The organism is Niallia sp. FSL W8-0951 (assembly GCF_038006525.1).
GTDB lineage: Bacteria > Bacillota > Bacilli > Bacillales > Cytobacillaceae > Niallia > Niallia circulans.
Genome location: NZ_JBBOVK010000001.1, coordinates 730,112 through 752,831, shown reverse-complemented (window position 1 = coordinate 752,831; position 22,720 = coordinate 730,112). Strand labels below are relative to the sequence as shown.

Below are 22,720 nucleotides of genomic sequence, written 5' to 3'. Positions count from 1 at the left end.
ATTACTCCTTTATCTTTTGGCACGGTACATATCAAATTCGCCTTTAAAAACTAATTCTGTGTTCACATAACTATTCACTTCTACTGTTGTTCTGCCGGTCATACTATCTATATGCTTTACTTTTGCTTTGGCAATAATTCGTTCACCTAATTTAACCGATCTCGTAAAATGAATATTTGCTTTTGCTGTTAATGCTAGCTCATCGTTAATCAGGGCAACTGCAAGAGAATTCGCTTGTGCAAAAAGATGATGTCCCCTTGCAATGCCATTTCTTTTAAAAACATGCTCTTCTTTCACTTCAAAGATAGATATAGCTGAACTATCTAATTCCATATCGATTATTTCACCAATGACTTCTTCGATAGGCAATGCTTTCACTTCGTCTTCAAGTGATTGTTTGGCGACATTTTTAATGCGCTCTCTAAGCTCTGGAATGGATAGTTCTAACCGATCTAGTCTTATCGTCTGTACACTAACAGAGAATTTTTCCGCCAATTCCTCGTCTGTAATAAATGGAGTTTCCTTGATTGTCTCCACTAAAAGCTCTTGACGTTCTCTTTTGTTCCTCTTCATTTATTCACACCACCGCACTATTAAGACTAGGTACTAATAGTAGTATATAATTTATACAATGGGATTGCAAGCCGAAGTTTTGTTCTAACTACTGGTGAATAAAAACGTAAACCTTGAGCATGAATCCCCTGCCCTATCTTTTCGGCTCTACGATAAGGGGCTTTACTATTACTATGTTGTCTGTAGTGTATTCAAGCTAGTTTAGGCTTCTTCTCTCTATATAAAAAAGCAAGTCAAAATACTTACACTTGTTTTATTTACTAGAAAATATCTTGTGATTAATCTAGCTTTTCTCCGTTAAGGACCCCTGTTTCTTTTAAAGTATCTCTTAGCGCTTTGTAGTCATCATTTTGCCAGAATGCAGTTGACTCGATTAGGATAGCAGCGTCATTTCTGGCTGTTTCCAAGATGCGATAATCGTGTATCATATCACCCATTTTGAATTCAGGTAGACCACTTTGTTTTTTCCCAAAAAAATCTCCTGGTCCTCTTAATTCTAGATCCTTTTCACTTAACACGAACCCATCGCTCGTTTCCGTCATAATTTTCATTCGTTCTTTTCCAACATCTGTTTTGGGATCTGCGATTAATACACAGTAAGACTGAGCATCCCCTCGCCCTACTCTTCCTCTAAGCTGATGAAGCTGTGATAACCCAAAACGTTCTGCATCATATACGAGCATAAATGTCGCATTTGGTACATTAACTCCGACTTCAACAACCGTTGTACTTACAAGCACTTGGATTTCATTTTGGCTGAACTGTTTCATCATATTATCTTTCTCTTCTGGATGCAGTTTTCCGTGCATAAGCCCAACATTGTATCTGCCTTGGAAAAAGGTAGATAACATTGCATGCACATCGATTGCATTTTGAACATCCAGCTTTTCGGATTCCTCGATTAACGGACAAATTACATATGCTTGTCTTCCTTGATGAAGTTCTTTTTCCATAAACTGCAGGATTCTTGTTAACATATCATGCTTTACCCAATATGTTTCGATATTTTTTCGCCCTGCTGGCATTTCATCGATAATACTGACATCCATCTCACCAAATACCGTGATGGCAAGTGTTCGTGGAATTGGGGTCGCCGTCATAAACAGAACATCTGGATTTTCCCCCTTCTCCCGCAGTACTCTTCTTTGTTCCACACCAAAGCGGTGCTGTTCATCAGTAATGACTAATCCTAATGATTTGAATACTACATCATCTTGGATCAATGCATGTGTCCCTATCAAAATATCGATTTTTCCTTCTTTTAATTGGGCTAGTAATTCTTTTCTTTTTTTACCTTTAACAGAACTTGTTAACAAACCACATACTACTCCAAATTCTGAAAAAATCTGATGCAATGAATCTGCATGTTGCTCTGCCAGGATTTCTGTCGGTGCCATTAGCGCACCTTGGTTGCCAGAAAGGATCGAAGCATATAACACAATCGCAGCAACAATTGTTTTTCCTGATCCTACATCCCCTTGCAGTAAACGATTCATTCGCACCTCTGCTTTCATATCTGTGAGAATTTCGTTTACTACCCTTTTTTGAGCATTTGTCAACGGAAAAGGAAGTGCCTCGATGAAAGTGGTTAGTTTTTCAAGGGAATATTGCTGGCTTTTACCACCAGAATGTTCTCTTTCGTATTTTCTTAAGGCACTCATTTTTAATTGAAACAAAAGAAATTCCTCATACACAAAACGTCTTCTAGCTTGCGTTAAATCCTCTCTCTTTTCAGGAAAATGGATAATCTTGAGTGCTTCCTTCCGGGGCAGCAAACGATATTTCGTTAACATTGAAGAAGGAAAATTCTCTTCGATTAATTCTCCATATTGATTTAAAGCAGTGGATATATATTTACGTAAATTTTTTACGGTCATATTCCCTTTTACAGCATAGACTGGTTCGAATAAATGCCCCTTTTGATTACTGCCAATTTGCAAATGGTTTGCTGTTATGGTTTGGCGGTGCTGATCCCATTTCCCTGTTACCGTAATCAATTCTTGCACAGCTAATTTACTTTTTAAATAGGGCTGGTTAAAAAATACAACCGTAATTAAGTACTGTTCGACTAATAGCTTTATTGTTAATCTAGATTTCTTTCTTCCATAAAAAATAAGGGAGGGTTCACTATGAACCTTCCCTTCTACCGTCACTTTTTCTTCATGCTTTATTTCTTCGAGGTTTTTCAGACGATAATCCTCATAGCGATAAGGAAAATATTCTAGCAAATCATTAATCTTATGAATATTCATTTCTTCTAACTGTTTTTTTGTTTCGGGTCCAACCCCTTTTAAATGTTCGACGGATAGTTGTAAAGACTCATTCACTTATTTGCGGCAGCTGCACTACCAAAGATTTCGGCTTCTAACCTGCGGCCTGTCGGTGTTGCTGCCAACCCTCCCCGTGCTGTTTCTTTAAGCGCTGTAGGCATTGCCTGACCAATGCGATACATGCTATCAATTACTTCATCACATGGTATACGACTTTTAATACCTGCCAAAGCCATATCAGCAGCAATCATCGCATTCGCTGCTCCCATTGCATTTCGTTTTACACAAGGAACTTCTACTAAACCGGCAACTGGATCACAAACAAGACCGAGCATATTCTTTAACGTGATAGCCATCGCATGTGCTGATTGTTCTGGTGTTCCTCCTGCCATTTCTACAATTGCCGCTGCAGCCATTCCAGCAGCCGAGCCAACTTCCGCTTGGCATCCCCCTGCAGCACCTGAGATGGAGGCATTATTTGCCACAACAAAACCAAATGCACCAGACGTGAAAAGGAATGCAATCATTTGCTCTCTTGTAGGATTCAGTTTATTTTGTACAGCAAATAACGTACCAGGTACTACTCCTGCTGAACCTGCTGTTGGTGTTGCACATATCATTCCCATAGCAGCATTTACTTCATTTGTCGCAACAGCTTTACTTACTGCGTCTAGAATGATCTCTCCGGAAAGAAATTGACCTTTCTTAATATAGTTTTGGAGAAGCACCGCATCTCCACCAGTTAATCCAGAATGGGATACAACTCCATTTAACCCTCTTTCAACAGCTTGCTCCATTACCTGAAGATTCGTTTCCATTTGACCAATAATTTCTTGTCTTGTTTTTCCTGTTACTTGCATTTCTTGTTCTATCATTATTTCGGAAATCGGTAAATTTCTAGTCGTTGCTATTTCTACCAATTCTGCTACATTACGAAACATATTTACCCCTCCCTTTATTCCACGATTGTTGTAACTTTTTCAATTGAATCTAACTCTTCAAGCTCTTTTAAAATGGATTCTTCTATATTTTGATCGACCTCAATTGTCATTAAAGCCAGTTTTCCTTTTTCTTTACGACTAACTTCCATATGACCAATATTAATTTCGTATTTAGCCAATACATTGGCCACTTTCGCAATTGCACCAAATCGGTCATTATGAACAACTAATATCGCAGGATGATGACCAGAAAGCTTTAATTGGAAGCCATTTAACTCGGTGATTTCTATTTTCCCGCCGCCAATAGAAATACCAACTAGCTCCATTTCTCCGTCTTCATCCCCCAAATGAATTTTTGCTGTATTAGGATGTTCGGGGATCGCTTCTTCTATATGAAAGTTTACTTGGATTCCATGCTGTTCTGCAATTTCTAAGGAGTCTTTAATTCGCTCATCAAAGGTATCAAAATCAAGAATTCCCCCAATTATCGCTACATCTGTTCCATGGCCTTTATATGTTTCAGCAAATGAACCATAAAAATGAATGTTTATCCATTTTGGTTCTCTTTCAAAAAGGTTACGCGCCACTCTGCCAATCCTTGCCGCACCTGCTGTATGGGAACTGGATGGACCAATCATGACTGGACCAATAATATCAAAAACGCTTTTAAATTTCATGGATTTGTCTCTCCTTAAATGGCCAAAAGTCAAAATGATATTTCTTTAACATAATACTGGGTATAAATTGATTACACTATATAATATCATACTATATTAATATATGGTTCTAATTCTTATTCTTCGATAGAAAATAGCTAATTTTGATTAGGAAAGTGTGAAGGGTTGAGGGGATATATCGAAGTTTTCTTCCTGCATAACTTTTGTTATCGTGCATCTGTTCCTTTTTTCTCTTCACTATACTTTAATTAGCACTGACACTTCCTCTCTGTTACCCATTGCATCTATTCCTCCTCAAAAAAGGGAACAATCAGCAGAAGGACCCTCCCATTCCATCCACTATCCCCTTTAAAACACAAAAAGGCATGCCTCCATATATACAGGCACACCCTTTTAAAATACTATTATTCAATAGAAAAAATAAAGGAATACAGTGGTTGTTTTCCATCATGAACTTCTACTTCCACATCTTCAAAATTGTCTTCAATAAAAGATACAAGCGTTTCAAGCTCTTCTTCCGTCGCTTCTTCTCCCTTAATTATCGTTACAATTTCTGAATCCTCATCAATCATGGATTTTATAAGTTCCATTGCAGATTCTGTTTTATCTTTGCTTTTTACAATGATTTTTCCTTCTGCAAGTCCCATAAAGTCGCCTGTTTCAATCTCTAACCCATCAATACTTGTATCTCTGACTGCATACGTAATTTGACCAGTTTTCACATGTTCAAGCGCCGCTTTCATATTCTTCTCATTTGTTGCTAAATCACTAGAAGGATTAAAAGCAAGTAAAGCTGACATTCCTTGAGGAACCGTTTTAGAAGAGATAACCACAACCTCTTGTTCTAATACGTCAGCTGCTTGTTCTGCTGCCATAATAATATTTTTATTATTTGGTAAAATAAAGACCTTTTTCGCATTGATATGTTGTACAGCATTAACAATATCTTCCGTGCTTGGATTCATTGTTTGACCGCCCTCAATAACATAATGAGCACCGATACTTCTGAAAAGATCTGCAATTCCGCTTCCCATCGAAACTGTTACAATCCCATACTCTTTTTGTTCTTCCAGGGAATGAGCATTATTTACTTCCTCTTTTTCTGCTGCATCCACTAAGCTGCTATGCTGTTCACGCATATTTTCAATCTTCATTTTTACCAAATTACCGTATTTTTGTCCAAATGTTAATACTTCACCAGGCTGATTGGAGTGAATATGAATTTTCACAATTTCATCATCCGCAATTACAAGTAATGAATCTCCATATTTGCTTAACGCTTGTCTGAAGTCATCTTCTGAAAACGGCTTATTCCCTAACTTTTCTTGCTCTAAACGAACCATAAATTCTGTGCAGTAGCCAAATTCAATATCCTCTGTATTGATATAACTGTGAACATTTTTATGATGTTCTGCATTTACCAATTCATTCATAGAAACAACATTTTGCACAGCGTCTGGAAGTTTTTCACCCTTTAGCTCTGCAAGAAACCCTTCATATACAAATACTAGACCTTGCCCACCACTATCAACGACGCCTACTTCTTTTAACACAGGCAGAAGTTCAGGTGTTCTGTTTAAAGAAGCTCTTGCTTCTTTTACTGTATCCTCCATGATAACAATGATATCATCATTTTTTTCGGCAGATTGAACCGCTTTCTTTGCAGCATCTTTTGCAACTGTAAGAATCGTTCCTTCTACCGGCTTCATTACTGCTTTATATGCTGTTTCCACACCGAATTGTAAGGCATCCGCAAATTCTTTTCCAGTTATCGTCTCTTTTTGCTCAATATGCTTAGAAAACCCTCGAAATAATTGAGAAAGAATAACCCCTGAATTCCCTCTGGCTCCCATTAATAAACCTCGCGATAATGAGGTTCCAACTTTACCGATATGTGATTGAATATTCTTTTGAACTTCCTTTGCACCTGAAGTCATCGATAAATTCATATTCGTTCCTGTATCTCCATCTGGCACTGGAAAGACATTTAACGCATCTACATATTTAGCATTAGAGGACAAATGGTTTGCTCCTTGTATTACCATTTCGGCAAATCGCTTTCCTTCTAAAACTGTAATTGACACTGTGTTTCCTCCTCTACTACGGGTTCGTCACACGAACTCCCTGAACGTAAATATTAACCGAGTCAACGGCAAGTCCAACTGTCTTATTGAGTGTGTATTTTACTTTTGATTGAACATTGTGCGCAACCTCGGAGATTTTCGTTCCGTAACTTACAATGATATACATATCAATATGTACTTCTTCTTCAACTTTTCGAACGATTACACCACGTGTAAAGTTTTCTTTTCGCAAAATATCTGTTAAACCGTCTTTAATTTGATTTTTCGACGCCATTCCAACGATACCGTAGCAGTCTACTGCTGCTCCACCTGCGATTGTAGCGATAACTTCTGTAGATATATCAATTTGTCCGAAATTCGTTTTTAGTTCAATGGACATGAGTTTTCCCCCTTTGGAATTGCTCCTTGACTACTGACATTTTACTATAACCAAAACTTTTTTGAAAGCTATAGTTAAAAAGCTTATTATTATTATATAACAAAATAACACTTCTATTAAAGCATTGGGATAAATTCAGAAAACAGCTACTTGTTTTACTATTCCCATAAAGTCTTGAGATAAACTGATCTGTTCAGTAAAGAAATACATGTCAAGGAAATTTTCTTGAAAGCTTTTCATCCAACTATTGCATTCATTTAAGTTGTATGATAAATTATTAAGGTATCTGTAACGAGGATTATTTAGCAGACTATAAGTAAATTGCTATCTATGACTTTTCAAACTCATTTTAATGGGTTTCTGTAATAAGGAGGGAAATATACATGCCACGTAAATGTGTTATCACTGGAAGAAAAACAACTACAGGTAATGCTCGTTCCCATGCAATGAACGCTAACAAACGTACTTGGGGAGCTAACCTTCAAAAGGTTCGTATTTTAGTAGACGGTAAACCTAAACGTGTTTGGGTTTCTGCTAGAGCATTAAGATCTGGTAAAGTAGAACGCGTTTAATCAGATCGCAATAAAAAAGGACATGTCACATGTCCTTTTTTATTTTGTCTCCAAACAACATTCAAAAGCGTATACATAAGTGAGTCTTCGAAGATCCCCGCCTCATAGTGAAAGGTTGTCTTTACTAAAAAAATTCGCAGAATCTTTCGTTAGTCCTTTTTGAAGGTTCCTAACATTGCTCGGACAAGTCCTCCTAAAAATTTCGGCAATTTAATGGTATAGAATCTCATGAATACTGTCCCTCCTTAATCAATAAACATCGCTAGCACTTCCATATCCTATTCAGATTAAATAAATTAGTACCATCATTTATCAGATTTTAATCACAACTTCTTATTACCATTAATATGCCTTCATCAAAGGAAAAAGTACCAGTTTCTCGAATTAGTTCATTACTAATGCACAATGTGCTGCTAGCAGGAAGATTTCTCCTTACTAAAGGGTATTTAAAACCTTCTAAAGATAGACCTACAATCTTTGTACTATATGGGAAAAATGAAATATATTTATATTCCTCCAGTTTTTTTACCGTATAAGACCCTGCTTGTACAACAGATACGCTGTTTTGTTTATCGATTATTTCTAGTTGAATCTTCTTATTGTCTAGCGCTTCTCGTAATAGCAGGTGAAGATTAGCTATTGTATGGTCGAGTCTCCCCCCTGTCGCACCAAATAACCGAATCGTCGTTGCACCTTCTTTAATAGCCCATAAAAGAGCAAGTTCCATGTCTGTTTCGTCTTTTTCTGGCTTAAAACGTTTAATAATACCTGTTTTTTCTTCCATCGCCTGCAGTTCTGTTTCCGAAATAGAATCAAAGTCACCAAAAGCTGCATAAATCGGCAGGGATCTTTCGATTAAATACATAACCCCTCTATCCACACCAATCCAGCAAATATCTTTCGGATAGTTATCTAACTGAGGAATATACTGCTTTGGTCCTCCAGCCATAATATGAACAATCATGTTTCTCCTCCTCTTATTACTTTTCTATACAAAAATACAGATCCTTTTTTATATGCCTTTGTTTTCTTTATCTACGTTGATTACTAATCAATCCAGATAAAAGTCCAAACGGCTATATAGAAAGAATCTGCTTTAAGGCTGCAAATACAAAATAAGTAAAAGTCTATCTAAGTGTAATTCCAAGAATTCTATCGCTTTTAGGTGCATATGCCCGGTCTCCACATCTCTGTCCAAGCTCATGCAAATGGAATATAGAATTCTCTCCTATTCATAAAACGCTGTTTTTTTAACAATTCAGCAACTAATACTTCGGTTTTCGATCTCTAATTTCTTGTAAGAAATCTTTGTAGTGCTCATAACGATAAGTTGGAATTTGATTATTTTCTACCGCTTCTTTCACTGCGCATTTTGGTTCTGAAAGATGAAGACAGCCCCTAAACTTACAGTTTTCGCTTGTTTTTTCTATTTCAGGAAAACAATAATTCAAATCTTCTCCTTCAATTTCTAGAAACTCCAGTGAACTAAAACCTGGTGTATCTGCGACAAGTCCATCTCCAATTGAGATAAGCTCTACATGTCTTGTTGTATGCTTTCCTCTTCCTAAACTGGCAGAAATTTCATTTGTCTTTAAGTCTAAATCAGGTCTAATTACATTTAACAAAGAAGACTTTCCTACTCCCGATTGTCCGGCAAATACCGAAATCTTATCCTTTAAATAAGGCAATAGCTGTTCTATGCCCGCTTCGGTTTCAGAAGAGGTTAAAATGACAGGATACCCTACAGCTTCATATTGCGCTGCGTACTCCTTCATTTTTTCAACCTCCTCACTACTTGCTAAATCCATTTTTGTTATACAGATTACTGGGTCAATTCTATTGTATTCAATTAATACGAGAAAACGATCCAATAGCGCGGTGCTAAAATCTGGCTCCACACTAGAAAAGACAAGAATGGCTTGATCCACATTGGCAATCGGCGGTCTTACTAATTCATTTTTTCTTTCGTTCACTTCTAAAATATAGCCATCTGTTTCATTCTCTGCTTGAAAAACGACTTCATCGCCTACTAAAGGGGTTATCTTGTTTTTTCGAAATACACCTCTACCGCGACACTGTATTAATTGACCCTCACTTAATACATAATAAAATCCACTTAACGCTTTAATAATTTTGCCTTTAGGCATAAATATAACGCTCCTTACTTACTTTCGCTCACTAATAAAAGTTCTAGTATGTTTCTAAAAACTATTTTAAAACCGACAGCTTATTAGAAAATACCTACTTAAAGAGCATTCCCTCTCTTGCTAAATTCAAACCAATTACTAGTTAGGATAAGGAACCTCTTCATCAAGGATGACTACACTGTCAATCTGCACTCGATAATATCCTTTTTGCCCTTCAGGAATTTGCAGATAGATTGTCTTTTTAGTATTTTCAGTAATCGTAAATGTTTCAGCTGGTTCTGTCATACTATTATTAAAATCACCAATATATATTCTTACTGTTTGTTCGACTGGCTTCCCATCGGCAGTCATTTCAGTCGGTTCATATGGAATCGATATTTCTCTCATTACTTCTTTCGGTTGTACTTCTTTTTTTCCTTTAGAAAGAACAACAGTAATTCCAGCACCTTTTTTCAAATTAGTACGAGGTTCAGGCGTTTGGGAAATGACTAGACCTTTTTCCACTGTGTCACTATATTCTTCCTTAAAAGTTACCGTTAAACCAGCATCGTCCACATAGTCATTTACTTCTTTTTTCGTATAATCTGATAAATCTTTGACACTAATTAACTGTGCACCTTTACTTATTGTAAATTCTAATGAAGTTTCACTTGGTACTACTTCCTCTTTTGGCTTAATATTTTGTTCTAATATTGTTCCTGGTTCACTATCATCAAAAACTTCGATAGGATCAATATCTTTAAAATCGAATCCTTCTGATTCTAATAGTTTAACAACATCATCATATTTTCTTCCTACATAATCACTTAACACGACCGTCTCTTTTCCAAGACTTTCATAGATCGTAATTTCTGTCCCTTCTCTTCGCGCGCTGCCTGCACTAGGACTTGTTTTAATAACATGACCTTTTTCTACATCATCACTATTTAAGGTAATAGTATCAGACACTACAAAGCCTTTTTCTTCTAGCGTTGTCTTTGCTTTATCTAATTCTAAACCAGTGACATCAGGAACCACTATATCTTCTGGAGCAAGTAAATCTGGCAGAAAAAATATTACTAGTCCCATTATTAATAGCAAGGCGATAAAGGTTGAAATAATAATGGCAGCAATTTTCTTTCCCTTTTTCTTAGCTTTCTTCTTTTTCTCTTTCTTTACTGGGGCTTCCTTTACCAATGTGTTTCCTTGATCTTCTTTTTCATTTGTATGAACAATCGTCTCATCAAAATTTTTATATAAACCATCATTTGTAATGACCGGAATTGCTTTTGTAGCTTCGTCATCAACGGGTATTGCAAACTTGGGTTCGTCTATTCTCTCTAAATCTAAAGCTGTTTGCAAATCCTCTGACATTTCTTCCATACTATTATATCGATAAAAAGGATCTTTCGCAGTAGCTTTTAAGACGATATTCTCCACGCTTTGCGGGATGGCTTCGTTCCATCTTCTAACACTAGGCGTTTCAGACTGCAAATGTTTTAAAGCAATCGAAACAGCTGATTCGCCAGAAAAAGGCAATCTCCCTGTTAATAATTCAAACATTACAATCCCAAGAGAATAAATGTCAGATTTTTTATTCGCCATTCCACCACGAGCTTGTTCAGGAGATAAATAATGAACAGAACCTAACACAGAATTTGTTTGCGTGATGCTTGTCGCACTTAATGCCATTGCAATTCCAAAATCGGTTACTTTTACTTTTCCTTCTTTATCTATTAAAATATTATGCGGTTTTATATCGCGATGGATAATATTATTTTGATGCGCATGCGCGATTGCAGATGTTATTTGCTGCATAATTGCGATAACTGTCTCTACAGAAAGTGGTGAATTTTTATGTATGTATTGTTTCAGTGTATCGCCTTCCACATATTCCATAACAATATAATAGATGTCTCCTTCTTCTCCAACATCATATATATTGACGACATTCGGATGAGCTAAGCTTGTAGCAGATTGCGCTTCGCGATGAAATCGTTTAATAAACTCCTCATCATTGACATAATCGAGTCTTAGCATCTTCACTGCTACATCTCGATCTAAAATCATGTCATGCGCAAGGTAGACATTTGCCATTCCACCTCCGCCAATCATCTCTAAGACTTTATAACGGCCACTTATTCTTTTTCCAATCATCATTGCCCTTCACCTGCTTGATGACCATCCCCATACTCCAAAATAACGACCGTAATATTATCTTCTCCACCATTTATATTGGCAGTTTCGATTAACGTAGAAGCCTTCTCTTCTAATGTAATCTCTTTTTCAAGAATCTCTTTAATTTGTTGATCCGTTACTTTGTTAGATAGTCCATCAGAACAAATAAATATGATGTCTCCTTCTTCAAACATAATGGTCATCACATCAATATTTAACTGCGCATCTGTTCCAAGTGCTCTCAAGACGACATTTTTTCTGGGATGATGCTCTGCATCCTCTTTCGATATCTGGCCCATACGAACTAATTCATTTACTAAGGAATGATCTTCTGTAATTTGTTTAAAGCCATCTTCATTATAAAGATAGCATCTGCTGTCTCCCACATGAGCAATCGTCGAAAAATTTTCTGTACTGATTACCCCTATAATGGTGGTACCCATGCCTTCACATTCTGGATGGGTGGAAGCATAATCGAAAACATATTGATTGACCTCTAAAATATTGGATTCCAACCAGTTTTCTGCCTCATCTGCTGTTTTAATTTCCTCTACCATTGTCCAAAGTTCTGTCAGTTTCTCAACAGTGAGTGAGCTTGCAACATCACCTGCACGGTGTCCACCCATGCCATCAGCTACGATGGCAAGGCGTTGACCGCTTTTATTTCTAATAATTGCTCCACTATCCTCATTATGTTGTCTAACTTTCCCCTTATCAGTCATAAAAATTTGACTCAAAGGTGATCACCTCGTCTCTTCTTTTCTCTCCTTCGCACGAAGCTGTCCACATGCAGCATCGATATCTGAACCTTGCTCACGGCGGATTGTTACATTTACTCCATGTTTCTTTAATGTTTTTTCAAATAAAAAGATTTGATCCTTCGGTGTTCTTACATAATCTCTTTCTGGTACATAGTTAACAGGAATTAAGTTTACGTGACACTTGATTCCTTTCACAAGCTCAGCTAACTCTTCCGCATGCTCTACTTGATCATTTACGTTGCCAAATAAACCATACTCAAAACTTACACGTCTACCTGTTTTATCCACATAGTAGCGGATAGCTTCAATTAAATCAGGTAATTTATACGCTCTGTTAATTGGCATTAGTCTGCTTCTTAACTCTGTGTTTGGCGCGTGCAGGGAAACCGCAAAATTAATTTGCATATTTTGATCCGCAAATTCATAAATTTTCGGGATAATCCCACTGGTTGACACAGTGATATGTCTTGCTCCAATATTTAATGCTTGTTCATGGTTAATAATTTTTAGGAAACTTAACATACTAGTAAAGTTATCAAATGGTTCCCCAATTCCCATAATAACAACTGAACTTACACGTTCGCCCAATTCATCTAATGCCTGTTGTACTTTTACGACTTGTGCAACGATTTCTCCTGCTTCTAAATTTCTTTTTAATCCACCTAATGTAGAAGCACAGAAAGTACAGCCGATTCGACAGCCGACTTGGGTTGTTACACAAACAGAATTACCATAATCATGGCGCATTAAAACTGTTTCAATGGAATAGCCATCATGTAATTCAAATAAAAATTTAATTGTCCCATCATTTGATGTTTGCTGAATAAGCGTATTTAATGTTGTAATTGTAAAATTTTCCTGAAGCATTAAACGTAAATTTTTCGATAAGTTAGACATATCTTCAAAAGAGGTTACTCTCTTTTTATATAGCCATTCAAAAATTTGATCCGCACGAAACGCCTTTTCATTATGCGCTGTCAGCCAATCCTTTAGTGCTTGCAATTCCATTGAGTATATCGAGGGAATAGCTGGTTCTGCCTTTTGTCTTCTTCTTGATGATGTTTTTACTTGTTCCATCATTGCACCTTCTTTCTTAATGCTGCAATATAAAAGCCATCTGAGCCAAAATATTGCGGTAATATCTGTAATTCATTTCCTTCTGCGTAATTCTTTACATCTTGTGGCAGACGATCCGCCAATGTTCTATCTCTCTCAAACTGCGTATTAACAGCTAAGAATTTCTCCACCACTTCTTCATTCTCTGCTGTATCAATGGTACATGTACTATATACTAATATTCCACCTTTTTTTAAAAGCGGGGAAACAGAAGCTAGTAAATCCAATTGAATTTTCTGCAGCCGATCTACATCAGCTTCTGTTTTTGTATATTTCATATCTGGCTTTCTTCTCATTACACCAAACCCTGAACATGGTGCATCTAACAGAATTCGATCAAAGCTTTCTTTCTCCAAGCTGCTGTCCAGCTTTCTTGAATCCATTGCCTTTGTTTCAATCGTTGGTAAATCTAAGCGATCTGCATTTTGCTTAATCAACTTTACTTTATGATCATGAAGATCAATAGAAAGAATGTTGCCGTCCTTATTCATCTTCTCTGCAATATGAGTAGATTTACCACCTGGAGCTGCACAAGCATCCAATACGGAATATGGTTTGTCTAAATCTAGTGCATAAGCAACAATCATCGAGCTTTCATCTTGAATCGTCAGCAGCCCTTTTTCAAAAGCAGATGAATGAGCGATATTTCCCTTTAAAACTTTAATCCCTTCTGGAATTACCTCACTTGCTTCTACTTGAAATCCTTCTTCTGTTAAAAGTTCTATACATTCCGTTACAGAAACCTTTGTTGTATTAACCCTTGCTGTTTGCATCGGTGTAGTTAGATTGATTTCGCACATTTTTTTCGCTTCTTCTACACCAAGCTGCTCGACCCATCTTTTTACAAGCCAACTAGGATGACTTGTTTCAATGGAAAGTCGTTCTAGTTCATCTTTAATCTCATTAAAGGATGGCAATCCTTGTCTTAGCATATTTCTTAGTACAGCATTTACAAAGCCGCTTATTCCTTTGTGGCCTCTCTTTTTAGCAATTTCTACCGCTTCATTTATTGCAGCATGATCTGGAATACGATCTAAATAAACGATTTGATAGACAGTCATCTGCAGAAGAATATAAACCCATTCCTCTATTTTCTTTCCTTTATTAAGGAAAGGACGCAGATAAAATTCCAGAGTCATTTTTCTTTGCAGCGTTCCATAAACAATTTCTGTTAACAAACCGATATCTTTAGAAGGAATCTCATTTTTCTTAATCGTCGTATTTAGCAATAAGTTACTATACGCTTGATTTTTTTGAATGGTTTCCAAAATATCTAATGCTGCTTCTCGCACATTTTTTCTAGTTTTCTTCATTCGTAACTCCTAATATCTCATTTACTTGCATTTTACTGCCAGCCCCGCGTAAGAATTGGCTGATGTCCATTTTCTTCTTGCCCGCTGGTTGTACTTCTGTTAATTGAATGTATGTGTCATTACCTGTTGCCACAATTGGACCATGATCTGTTATGTCGACAATTGTTCCAGGAGAGGCATCTCTCTTTTTCGCCACTTTCTTACCTGCCCATACTTTCATCACTTTCCCTTGATAAAGAGTGAAAGCTACTGGCCAAGGATTTAAACCACGAATTTTATTATAAATTTCTTCTCCAGAAACAGACCAGTCAATTAGTTCGTCCGTCCGCTTAAGATTTGGAGCAAATGTTGCCTCCTCATCCTTTTGCGGAATCGGCGTAATTTCTCCTGCTAACAGTTTAGGCAAAGTTTCTGCTAATAAATCACTTCCAACACGACTTAATTTATCATGAAGTGTTCCTACTGTATCTTCTTCTTCAATTTCCACTTCCGCCACTGAAATAATATCACCAGCATCTAGCTTCTCCGCCATATACATAATGGTAATACCGGTTTTTTCTTTCCCTTGTAAAATACTGTAGTGAATTGGCGCTCCGCCTCTTAATTCAGGAAGCAAGGATGCATGAACATTCACACAGCCGAATTTTGGTGCATCTAATAGCTCTTTTGGCAAAATTTGACCGAACGCAGCAGTCACAATAATATCCGGGTTCAAAGAGATAATAGCTTTCAGCTCGTCTGATTGACGAATCTTCTCTGGTTGATAGACAGGGATATCATGTTTTAGAGCTTCTACCTTTACTGGCGGCGGGGTTAACACCTTTTTTCTGCCCACAGGACGATCAGGCTGTGTCACAACCGCAATTACTTCATACTTTTCTTCTAATAATCTTTGTAATACAGGAACAGAAAAATCCGGGGTACCCATAAATACAACTTTAGTCATTTGCTTCCACTCCTTCTAGCTCATCTTCCTCTAGATAGCGAATTACCTTTGATGTAAATAGTACTCCATCTAAATGGTCCATTTCATGTAAAATCGCTCTTGCTAAATATTCTTCAGCTTCTATTATATATTTTTTTCCTTTTCTATTTTGCGCCTCTACTTTAATAGACAATGGCCTTTCGACGTCTCCGAATAATCCCGGGAAACTTAAACATCCTTCGGGACCAACTTGAGAGCCATTCACTTCTAATAATTTGGGATTAATTAATTCCAGTGTACCCATATCATCATCAATATCTACTACAGCAATGCGCTTTGATATGCCAATTTGTGGAGCAGCTAGTCCAACTCCGTCAAATTCAATCATTGTATCATACATATCGTTTAATAATTTTGCTAATTTTTTATCAAAGACTGTAACTTCCGCGCATGGTGTTTCTAACACCGGATCCGGGTACATTACAATTTGTTTTACTGCCACATTATTTCCTCCAAACATTAAGAGAGATAGTCGATTAAAGGCTTGCTCTTATTAATCGAAGACGGTCTTGCCATCATTGTTCAGACAAACAGCCTATGCTAAAACTCATTCCTTTTTGTATTTTATCAAACCCTGCTACTAAATAGCTATGTATTCCTTTTGGAAATTAATTCGTACGTTGCTTTATTTTTGGGCGGACAAAATAAAAACCCATGTCAGGAAACTCAGGATAACTTGAAACCATCCATCATTTTCGCTGTCATGAGCCTTGAACATTTTAACATATTACTGTTGATAAGTATAGTTTGGAACAAATTAGTTTTTAAACATGGCTATATTTAAAACGATAAAAAATCCGTGTTAGAAAGTAACTATTATCTAATAACTAACTTTGAGATTGTTTGCCTTTACAGATTATTTATTTAGTTTATGCCTCCATTCATCCTCTTCCCGTTAGTAGCCAATCGCTCGGGAAAGAAGAGATTATTCAATTCTTTAATTTTGGATAAATCACATTTTGGAATACGATTATACGTTAAAATCCCATTAATTTCTTGCTCAACATCTGTTAGCTGCGTATAGCAATAGCCCCATAGTCCCTTCGATTGAAAGATTGCTTCCATGATTTTGCGGTATTCTGTTATATAATCATCCGCAGTTTCGACAGAAGTGTAGCCCCAACCGCTTTGTTCCCCCATCTTAAAGGCAATGCCCCCGAATTCTGTTAACAGAATTGGTTCTCCTTGGTGGGAGTGGTTCTCAGCATACACTTCCCATTTGCTATGAGCATGTGTAAGTAAATTTTCAACAGAAGATATAGACTCTTTGAAGTATTGATACTTTGCTTTTTCATCAGCATTTCCATGACCGTAATTATGAATCGCACAAATATCTGTAACTGTTGCTTCCCAGCCATCATTAGAGATAACCAGACGTGTATCATCAATGGCATGGAGCATGTGATACATGGTTGTAGAGAAATGCTGTTGTTTTTTATCATGATGAATATCCGGAATACCCCAGCTTTCATTTAAGGGAACCCAAGTAACGATAGAAGGGTGATTATAGTCACGGTCGACTATTTCCATCCATTCCTTCATTAATCTTGTTGCTGCTTCTTTTGTATAAACAGGAGCTGATGCACATTCTCCCCACACTAGAAAACCTAATGTATCTGCATAATACATGAAGAGAGGATCTTCTGTTTTTTGATGCTTTCTGCATCCATTGAATCCCATTTCTTTCGCTAATTCTATATCTTTTTTTAAATCTTCTGCTTCCGGAGCTGTCAAAAGTCCCTCTGGCCAATAACCTTGATCAAGAACCAGTTTTTGATAGTATGGTTTATTGTTTAAATAAACCATACCATTTTCTGTATGAACTTTTCGATAGCCGAAATAAGATTGCACTTTATCTAAAACGGTTCCTTTTTCATCACAAAGTTCGATAGATACGTCAAATAAATTAGGGTGTTCTGGTGACCAAGTATAGCCGCTATCGTGAAAATTGGTGCGAAAAATTTTATTTTGAATAATATCAACCGCACGTTTTTCTGCAAGATTATTCATTTTAATTTGATCTTCCGCAATTAAAATATTCTTAAAACTTATTTTGTATTTTACATAATAATTCGCTCTTGATATTTCTGCTTCTTTATTTAAAACAAAATCCATCCAGACGACACCGCGGTCTAGATCAGGAGTAAATCGAACTTTTTCCAGATAATCATTATTTACTTGTTCCACCCAGACCGTCTGCCAAATCCCTGTAGAATTCGTATACCAAATCGCCCTTGGTTCCTCTTCCCAGAACTGCTTCCCTCGTGGAATGGTTTCATCTTTGATAGGATCGTAGACTTTAACAGTAATACTTTGGTTTTCGTCTAATAAATAATTCGAAATATCAAATGAGAATGAAGTATGCCCGCCTTCATGGTCTCCCACAAATTTTCCGTTCACGTATACCTTGCAATAATAATCTACCGCACCAAAATGCAAGATTGTTCGTTTATCTGCGTATTTAGGAATCACTACTTCTTTCTTATACCAAACATATTCATGAATGGTTCTTTCCCCAATTCCACTTAACTTAGATTGGTAAACAAACGGTACTTGTATTTCTTTATCCAGTGTTTCTTTATTAAAATATTGCTCCTGTTCCCCTACATTCTTATCATCAAACTGAAATTGCCAAGTTCCATTTAAGTTAATCCACTGGTCACGCACGAACTGCGGGCGGGGATATTCTTGTCTCGTCATCTTATACACTCCTATGATTATAATCTTCGGGTATTTACTTGTCTTACTTTCTCAACAGAAACTTTTGGCTTCCGATCGATTGTAAGCAAGCCATTTACTTCTTGTTGGACATCGGTTAGTTGTGTATAACAATAACCACATACGTATTCTAAATCCTGAACTGCATGGTGGATGTCTTCAAAACGTTTAAAGAACGCTTCTTCATCCTTCACTTGATTCCCATAGCCCCAACCTTCCTCTGTTTGAAAAGCAATTCCGCCAAACTCAGAAATAAGGATTGGCTGACCTTTATACGGATAACCCTCTGCAAAAGCATAGAAACCTTTATTGAACTGGATACCATTAGACATTAACTTGTCGCTGTCTTTATATCTACTAGCAAGCAGCGCTCCATACTCCTCATAGTCATGCAATGTGATAATATCAGAAATAGTATGTTCCCAGCCGTCATTTGTGATAACAGGGCGATTACAATCATATGCTTTAGTTAAATGATAGATACTTTCCGTAAAAGCTTGTTGCTGCTTATCATGATGGATATCGCCAATGCCCCACGATTCATTAAATGGCACCCATGTAATCACACTCGGATGGTTGTAATTTTGCTTCACAATTTCCAGCCATTCATGGGTAAAATTGCGGACTGCTTTGTCACTAAAGCCATACGTCGAACCAACTTCCAGCCAGACAAGAAGCCCTTTCTTATCTGCTAAATATAGAAATCTACTGTCTTCTACTTTTTGATGCTTACGAACTCCGTTATATCCCAATGCTAATATTTTATCGATATCTTCTTCCAACGCTGCAACACTTGGTGGTGTTAAATCTGATTCTTCCCAGTAGCCTTGATCCAAAATTAAGCGTTGATATAACTCTCTATTATTAAGAAGAATTCTATTTCCTTCAATAGATATCTTGCGCATACCAAAATAAGATTGAATTTCATCCAGTAATTCATCATGGTGGTACAATTTAAGCGTCAAATCATATAAATTAGGGTTTTCTGGACTCCATACTTTCATTGTCCATGGATCCAGTCTTTCTAATAAACTTCCAGTAAGGGACGCTGCATTATCAATTATATTAGCTGTTAATTCATTGATTACTTTATCGTCAAATTGGATGGATGCCACTATTTTATAGCCATCTGCCGTTAGCGGAATTCCTTTTGTTTCTACTTCAATCGCTACTTGTTGGGCATCAAATAATGGTGTAATTTTCGCATGATTTAAGTAGGATTCATTTACATATTCCAACCAAACGGATTTCCATATTCCCGTTGTCTGAACATACCAGCAGCCAAAATTTTCATCATGCCAGCGTTGTTTTCCTCTCGGTTGTGCACAATCCTTTGAATCTTTGACTTTAACAGTTAGTTTATTCTCTCCAGTTGTTACAAAGTCAGTTACATCCACAGAAAAACCATGGTAACCTCCTTGATGGATCGTGGCAAGATTCCCGTTTACATAGATAAAAGCCTCATAATCTACTCCTTCAAAATGGACAATTGGATGCTTCTTTGTATCATCAATTACGATTGTTCTTTCATACCATACTGTTTCATGATGTTCTTGCTGATTGATGCCGCTTGCTTTCGTCTCATAAGTAAACGGCACATTGATGGTTTGGCTTTCTGGAAAAGAGTCATACCATCTCTCTTTGTCTCCCACTTTTTTATCATCAAACGCAAATTTCCATTTTCCATCTAAAGAAACCCATTCCGCTCTGCGAAACTGAGGATTTGGATGAAGTACATTCATTAATTTATACCTCCGACTCGATTATTTGTTGTCCTATTTATTTTTCGAATAGATTTATTTTTTGCTAAAACTAAAATACCCGCTGACATACATAAAACTAGACTGATAATATCCATGATGATATAGGATAATGCTCCACATACAAACAGCCATACGGCAACCTTTACATGAACTTGATCATCTATCATATATTTCTTGGCACAGACTAAATTTATTAACCCCAGACCAATTAATAAGGCGCCAAACATGCCAATGAATATATAGACACTTCCAACATAAGATTCCATCGCTTTCATATAGACAAAAGCCGAGTCCTCCGCAAGCCTTGCACCTTCGACCTTTTTTAGTGTTCCATATAACAGGATCGTAATAAGACCATCGATGATTTGCCAAACGCCTACTATTCTCACTAAAATCCTTTCTAGTTTTCTATTCATTATCCTTTCACTCCAGCTGATAAGGACATTGATTCCAAGAAGTATTTCTGTGCGAATAGGTACAAGATAAAAGTGGGAATTATCGCAACCAATGCGCCTGCCATTAATAAGGTTGGCTGTGCTTGATACATCCCCTGCAATAGCTGCAGACCCGGTGTGATCGGCATTTTTTCAATATCATTAAAAACAATCGATGGCCATAAAAAATCATTCCATGATCCCGTAAAGGAAAATAAGGCAACAACAAGGAGAACCGGTTTGATCAAAGGCAAGATTACTTTTCCTAAAATTTGAAAATCACTAGCCCCATCCATACGAGCAGCTTCATCAAATTCTAGAGGAATATTATTCATAAATTGTCTAACTAAAAAGATATTAAATACACCTGCTGCACCTGGAACAATCATCGCAATCGGAGAATTCACCCAGCCGAGAACGTCGATGATTTTATAAAGAGGAATAAGATTTACTACACCAGGAAACATCATCGTTGCCATTAAAAAGGCAAACAAACCGTGTTTCCCTCTAAAATTCAATCTGCTAAAAGCGAAGGCTGATAATGTCACCACAATTAATACTAATAATGTGTGTGACACAGAAATAACAACTGAATTTGTAAACCAACGAACCAATGGTGTACTTGTATTATCAACTAATAAAGTAGTGTAATTTGTCAGTACCCATTCAATTGGAAGAAATTTAAAGCCCACTGTTTGTAGTTCTATCTCTGATTTAAAGGAGGTTACAACTCCCCATAATAAAGGAATAATCCAAATCACAGCCATGATAAGCAAAAAGGCAAACCCGATTATTTTAGGTAGTGGATTGATTCTTTTACTGCTCATACTCTTCCTCCTTTAATTAATTCTTCTTCTCTCTTAAGAAAAAGAATTGTAATGATGCAACAACCATTATACAAAGTCCAAGAATAACCGCCATCGCAGACGAGATCCCCGCAATCGATTGACCTGAACCAAAGGCATTTTGCTGAATATCCATTAATAACACCCTTGTTGAATCTGTTGGGCCGCCACCTGTTAACATCAACGGCTGCCCATAGACGTTAAATTGAGCAATGGTTGTGATAACAACCGTATAAAGAATCTGACCTCTAATGCTTGGAAGGGTAATTTTCATAAACTTCTGAAAAGAAGAAGCTCCATCAATATCTGCCGCTTCATAATAATCTTTCGGAATACCATTCAATGCCGCTTGGTAAATGATCATATTTCCTCCAATCGTCCACCAAACTGTTACGGCTACTAGCGCAATCCACGCATAAGGCTGAGTACCAGTCCAAACGGTTTCCAGATTGAAAATATTATTAATTGGACCATATGTTACATTAAACATAAGCCCCCATATAATAATGACAGCGGAAATTGCAAACAACGATGGTAAATAGAATAATGACTGAAATACTTTCCACAGAACTGGTTTTGTGTTCAAAGCTGCTGCAAGAAGCAGAGGTACAATAATACAAAATGGGACAGTAAATAGAACAAATAAAAAGGTATTTTTCAACCCATTATGAAGTTGTTCATAAAAGACGGAGTCTGGTTGAAGTAATAATTCTTTATAATTATCCAATCCAACAAAAATTGGCGAACTAATTAAATCCCATTCTGTAAAAGAAATATAAACTCCAAAAAAGATTGGAATAAGAAAAAACACTCCAAAAATGATCAAATGAGGGGCTAAAAATAGCCATGGTGCAAAGGATGTATTCCTGGAGTTTTTTATTTTCATTTGTTTTACATTTTTCGTAGCGGGAACAGTTTCCATACGCCTACTTCCTTTCCTCTCGCTTCTATTAGAATAAGATTTTCATCTTATCTAGATTAAGCA

Annotated in this window: 21 protein-coding genes; 1 reads left to right on the top strand and 20 read right to left on the bottom strand. The window is 36.8% G+C overall.

Features of this window, described 5'->3' with window-relative positions; translation table 11 throughout:
• Positions 1 to 9: 9 nt before the first annotated feature.
• From fapR to NSS71_RS03330, 6 genes are all read right to left on the bottom strand, one after another.
• Positions 10 to 573: a transcription factor FapR gene (gene fapR, locus NSS71_RS03355; RefSeq protein ID WP_047939965.1), complete on the bottom strand. Its 564-nt coding sequence runs from the start codon at positions 571 to 573 to the stop codon at positions 10 to 12.
• A 278-nt stretch (positions 574 to 851) separates the two neighbouring features.
• Positions 852 to 2,900, bottom strand: coding sequence for an ATP-dependent DNA helicase RecG (gene recG / locus NSS71_RS03350; protein WP_061796734.1), 2,049 nt, complete (start codon positions 2,898 to 2,900; stop codon positions 852 to 854).
• Positions 2,897 to 3,784, bottom strand: a complete 888-nt coding sequence (gene sdaAA, locus NSS71_RS03345) for an L-serine ammonia-lyase, iron-sulfur-dependent, subunit alpha (RefSeq protein ID WP_047939963.1) — start codon at positions 3,782 to 3,784, stop codon at positions 2,897 to 2,899. The genes recG and sdaAA overlap by 4 nt, the downstream gene beginning before the upstream one ends.
• Before the next feature lie 14 nt (positions 3,785 to 3,798).
• Positions 3,799 to 4,461 carry an L-serine ammonia-lyase, iron-sulfur-dependent subunit beta gene (gene sdaAB, locus NSS71_RS03340; protein WP_047939962.1) on the bottom strand — a complete coding sequence of 221 codons (663 nt, stop codon included), beginning with the start codon at positions 4,459 to 4,461 and terminating at the stop codon, positions 3,799 to 3,801.
• Between the two features lie 404 nt (positions 4,462 to 4,865).
• Positions 4,866 to 6,545: a DAK2 domain-containing protein gene (locus NSS71_RS03335; RefSeq protein ID WP_061796736.1), complete on the bottom strand. Its 1,680-nt coding sequence runs from the start codon at positions 6,543 to 6,545 to the stop codon at positions 4,866 to 4,868.
• A 16-nt stretch (positions 6,546 to 6,561) separates the two neighbouring features.
• Positions 6,562 to 6,924 carry an Asp23/Gls24 family envelope stress response protein gene (locus NSS71_RS03330; protein ID WP_047939960.1) on the bottom strand — a complete coding sequence of 121 codons (363 nt, stop codon included), beginning with the start codon at positions 6,922 to 6,924 and terminating at the stop codon, positions 6,562 to 6,564.
• Between the two features lie 383 nt (positions 6,925 to 7,307).
• Between NSS71_RS03330 and rpmB the strand changes: the two genes are divergently transcribed.
• Positions 7,308 to 7,496, top strand: a complete 189-nt coding sequence (gene rpmB / locus NSS71_RS03325; RefSeq protein ID WP_016201071.1) for a 50S ribosomal protein L28 — start codon at positions 7,308 to 7,310, stop codon at positions 7,494 to 7,496.
• A 149-nt stretch (positions 7,497 to 7,645) separates the two neighbouring features.
• Here the strand turns inward: rpmB and spoVM are convergent, their stop codons facing one another.
• The 14 genes from spoVM to NSS71_RS03255 form a co-directional block, all read right to left on the bottom strand.
• Entirely contained in the window at positions 7,646 to 7,726 is an 81-nt protein-coding gene (gene spoVM / locus NSS71_RS03320; protein WP_016201070.1) for a stage V sporulation protein SpoVM, read from the bottom strand.
• Between the two features lie 89 nt (positions 7,727 to 7,815).
• The gene (locus tag NSS71_RS03315) at positions 7,816 to 8,460 is read right to left on the bottom strand and encodes a thiamine diphosphokinase (protein ID WP_047939959.1); all 645 of its coding nucleotides are present in this window, start codon (positions 8,458 to 8,460) and stop codon (positions 7,816 to 7,818) included.
• Between the two features lie 301 nt (positions 8,461 to 8,761).
• Positions 8,762 to 9,643, bottom strand: a complete 882-nt coding sequence (gene rsgA, locus NSS71_RS03310; RefSeq protein WP_047939958.1) for a ribosome small subunit-dependent GTPase A — start codon at positions 9,641 to 9,643, stop codon at positions 8,762 to 8,764.
• A 138-nt stretch (positions 9,644 to 9,781) separates the two neighbouring features.
• Positions 9,782 to 11,782: a Stk1 family PASTA domain-containing Ser/Thr kinase gene (pknB, locus tag NSS71_RS03305; protein ID WP_047939957.1), complete on the bottom strand. Its 2,001-nt coding sequence runs from the start codon at positions 11,780 to 11,782 to the stop codon at positions 9,782 to 9,784.
• Entirely contained in the window at positions 11,779 to 12,537 is a 759-nt protein-coding gene (locus NSS71_RS03300) for a Stp1/IreP family PP2C-type Ser/Thr phosphatase (RefSeq protein WP_095257564.1), read from the bottom strand. Before NSS71_RS03300 ends, pknB begins: the two co-directional genes overlap by 4 nt.
• A 6-nt stretch (positions 12,538 to 12,543) precedes the next feature.
• A complete protein-coding gene (gene rlmN, locus NSS71_RS03295) occupies positions 12,544 to 13,641 on the bottom strand; it encodes a 23S rRNA (adenine(2503)-C(2))-methyltransferase RlmN (protein WP_095257565.1) in 1,098 nt (365 codons plus the stop codon).
• Entirely contained in the window at positions 13,638 to 14,990 is a 1,353-nt protein-coding gene (rsmB, locus tag NSS71_RS03290) for a 16S rRNA (cytosine(967)-C(5))-methyltransferase RsmB (protein ID WP_341151291.1), read from the bottom strand. Before rsmB ends, rlmN begins: the two co-directional genes overlap by 4 nt.
• A complete protein-coding gene (gene fmt, locus NSS71_RS03285) occupies positions 14,977 to 15,936 on the bottom strand; it encodes a methionyl-tRNA formyltransferase (RefSeq protein WP_095321277.1) in 960 nt (319 codons plus the stop codon). Before fmt ends, rsmB begins: the two co-directional genes overlap by 14 nt.
• Positions 15,929 to 16,417, bottom strand: coding sequence for a peptide deformylase (gene def / locus NSS71_RS03280; protein WP_047939953.1), 489 nt, complete (start codon positions 16,415 to 16,417; stop codon positions 15,929 to 15,931). Before def ends, fmt begins: the two co-directional genes overlap by 8 nt.
• Positions 16,418 to 16,839: 422 nt before the next feature.
• Positions 16,840 to 18,675 (bottom strand): glycoside hydrolase family 2 protein, encoded by a 1,836-nt coding sequence (locus NSS71_RS03275; RefSeq protein ID WP_047939952.1) that lies wholly within the window; start codon positions 18,673 to 18,675, stop codon positions 16,840 to 16,842.
• 17 nt (positions 18,676 to 18,692) lie between these two features.
• Positions 18,693 to 20,435 (bottom strand): glycoside hydrolase family 2 protein, encoded by a 1,743-nt coding sequence (locus tag NSS71_RS03270; RefSeq protein WP_341151290.1) that lies wholly within the window; start codon positions 20,433 to 20,435, stop codon positions 18,693 to 18,695.
• On the bottom strand, positions 20,435 to 20,872 hold the full coding sequence (locus tag NSS71_RS03265; protein ID WP_341151289.1) for a hypothetical protein: 438 nt from the start codon (positions 20,870 to 20,872) through the stop codon (positions 20,435 to 20,437). The genes NSS71_RS03270 and NSS71_RS03265 overlap by 1 nt, the downstream gene beginning before the upstream one ends.
• A complete protein-coding gene (locus tag NSS71_RS03260) occupies positions 20,872 to 21,717 on the bottom strand; it encodes a carbohydrate ABC transporter permease (protein ID WP_047939949.1) in 846 nt (281 codons plus the stop codon). Before NSS71_RS03260 ends, NSS71_RS03265 begins: the two co-directional genes overlap by 1 nt.
• 16 nt (positions 21,718 to 21,733) lie before the next feature.
• On the bottom strand, positions 21,734 to 22,657 hold the full coding sequence (locus NSS71_RS03255; protein WP_309325240.1) for a carbohydrate ABC transporter permease: 924 nt from the start codon (positions 22,655 to 22,657) through the stop codon (positions 21,734 to 21,736).
• Positions 22,658 to 22,720 lie beyond the last annotated feature (63 nt).

Coding starts and splice junctions, on each gene's coding strand:
- pknB (WP_047939957.1), bottom strand. CDS start 11,782: ATGATGATTGGAAAAAGAATAAGTGGCCGTTATAAAGTCTTAGAGATG.
- rpmB (WP_016201071.1), top strand. CDS start 7,308: ATGCCACGTAAATGTGTTATCACTGGAAGAAAAACAACTACAGGTAAT.
- sdaAB (WP_047939962.1), bottom strand. CDS start 4,461: ATGAAATTTAAAAGCGTTTTTGATATTATTGGTCCAGTCATGATTGGT.
- fapR (WP_047939965.1), bottom strand. CDS start 573: ATGAAGAGGAACAAAAGAGAACGTCAAGAGCTTTTAGTGGAGACAATC.
- NSS71_RS03265 (WP_341151289.1), bottom strand. CDS start 20,872: ATGAATAGAAAACTAGAAAGGATTTTAGTGAGAATAGTAGGCGTTTGG.
- spoVM (WP_016201070.1), bottom strand. CDS start 7,726: ATGAGATTCTATACCATTAAATTGCCGAAATTTTTAGGAGGACTTGTC.
- rsgA (WP_047939958.1), bottom strand. CDS start 9,643: ATGCCTAAAGGCAAAATTATTAAAGCGTTAAGTGGATTTTATTATGTA.
- NSS71_RS03255 (WP_309325240.1), bottom strand. CDS start 22,657: ATGGAAACTGTTCCCGCTACGAAAAATGTAAAACAAATGAAAATAAAA.
- NSS71_RS03275 (WP_047939952.1), bottom strand. CDS start 18,675: ATGACGAGACAAGAATATCCCCGCCCGCAGTTCGTGCGTGACCAGTGG.
- NSS71_RS03315 (WP_047939959.1), bottom strand. CDS start 8,460: ATGATTGTTCATATTATGGCTGGAGGACCAAAGCAGTATATTCCTCAG.
- sdaAA (WP_047939963.1), bottom strand. CDS start 3,784: ATGTTTCGTAATGTAGCAGAATTGGTAGAAATAGCAACGACTAGAAAT.
- rlmN (WP_095257565.1), bottom strand. CDS start 13,641: ATGATGGAACAAGTAAAAACATCATCAAGAAGAAGACAAAAGGCAGAA.
- fmt (WP_095321277.1), bottom strand. CDS start 15,936: ATGACTAAAGTTGTATTTATGGGTACCCCGGATTTTTCTGTTCCTGTA.
- NSS71_RS03260 (WP_047939949.1), bottom strand. CDS start 21,717: ATGAGCAGTAAAAGAATCAATCCACTACCTAAAATAATCGGGTTTGCC.
- NSS71_RS03330 (WP_047939960.1), bottom strand. CDS start 6,924: ATGTCCATTGAACTAAAAACGAATTTCGGACAAATTGATATATCTACA.
- rsmB (WP_341151291.1), bottom strand. CDS start 14,990: ATGAAGAAAACTAGAAAAAATGTGCGAGAAGCAGCATTAGATATTTTG.
- NSS71_RS03270 (WP_341151290.1), bottom strand. CDS start 20,435: ATGAATGTACTTCATCCAAATCCTCAGTTTCGCAGAGCGGAATGGGTT.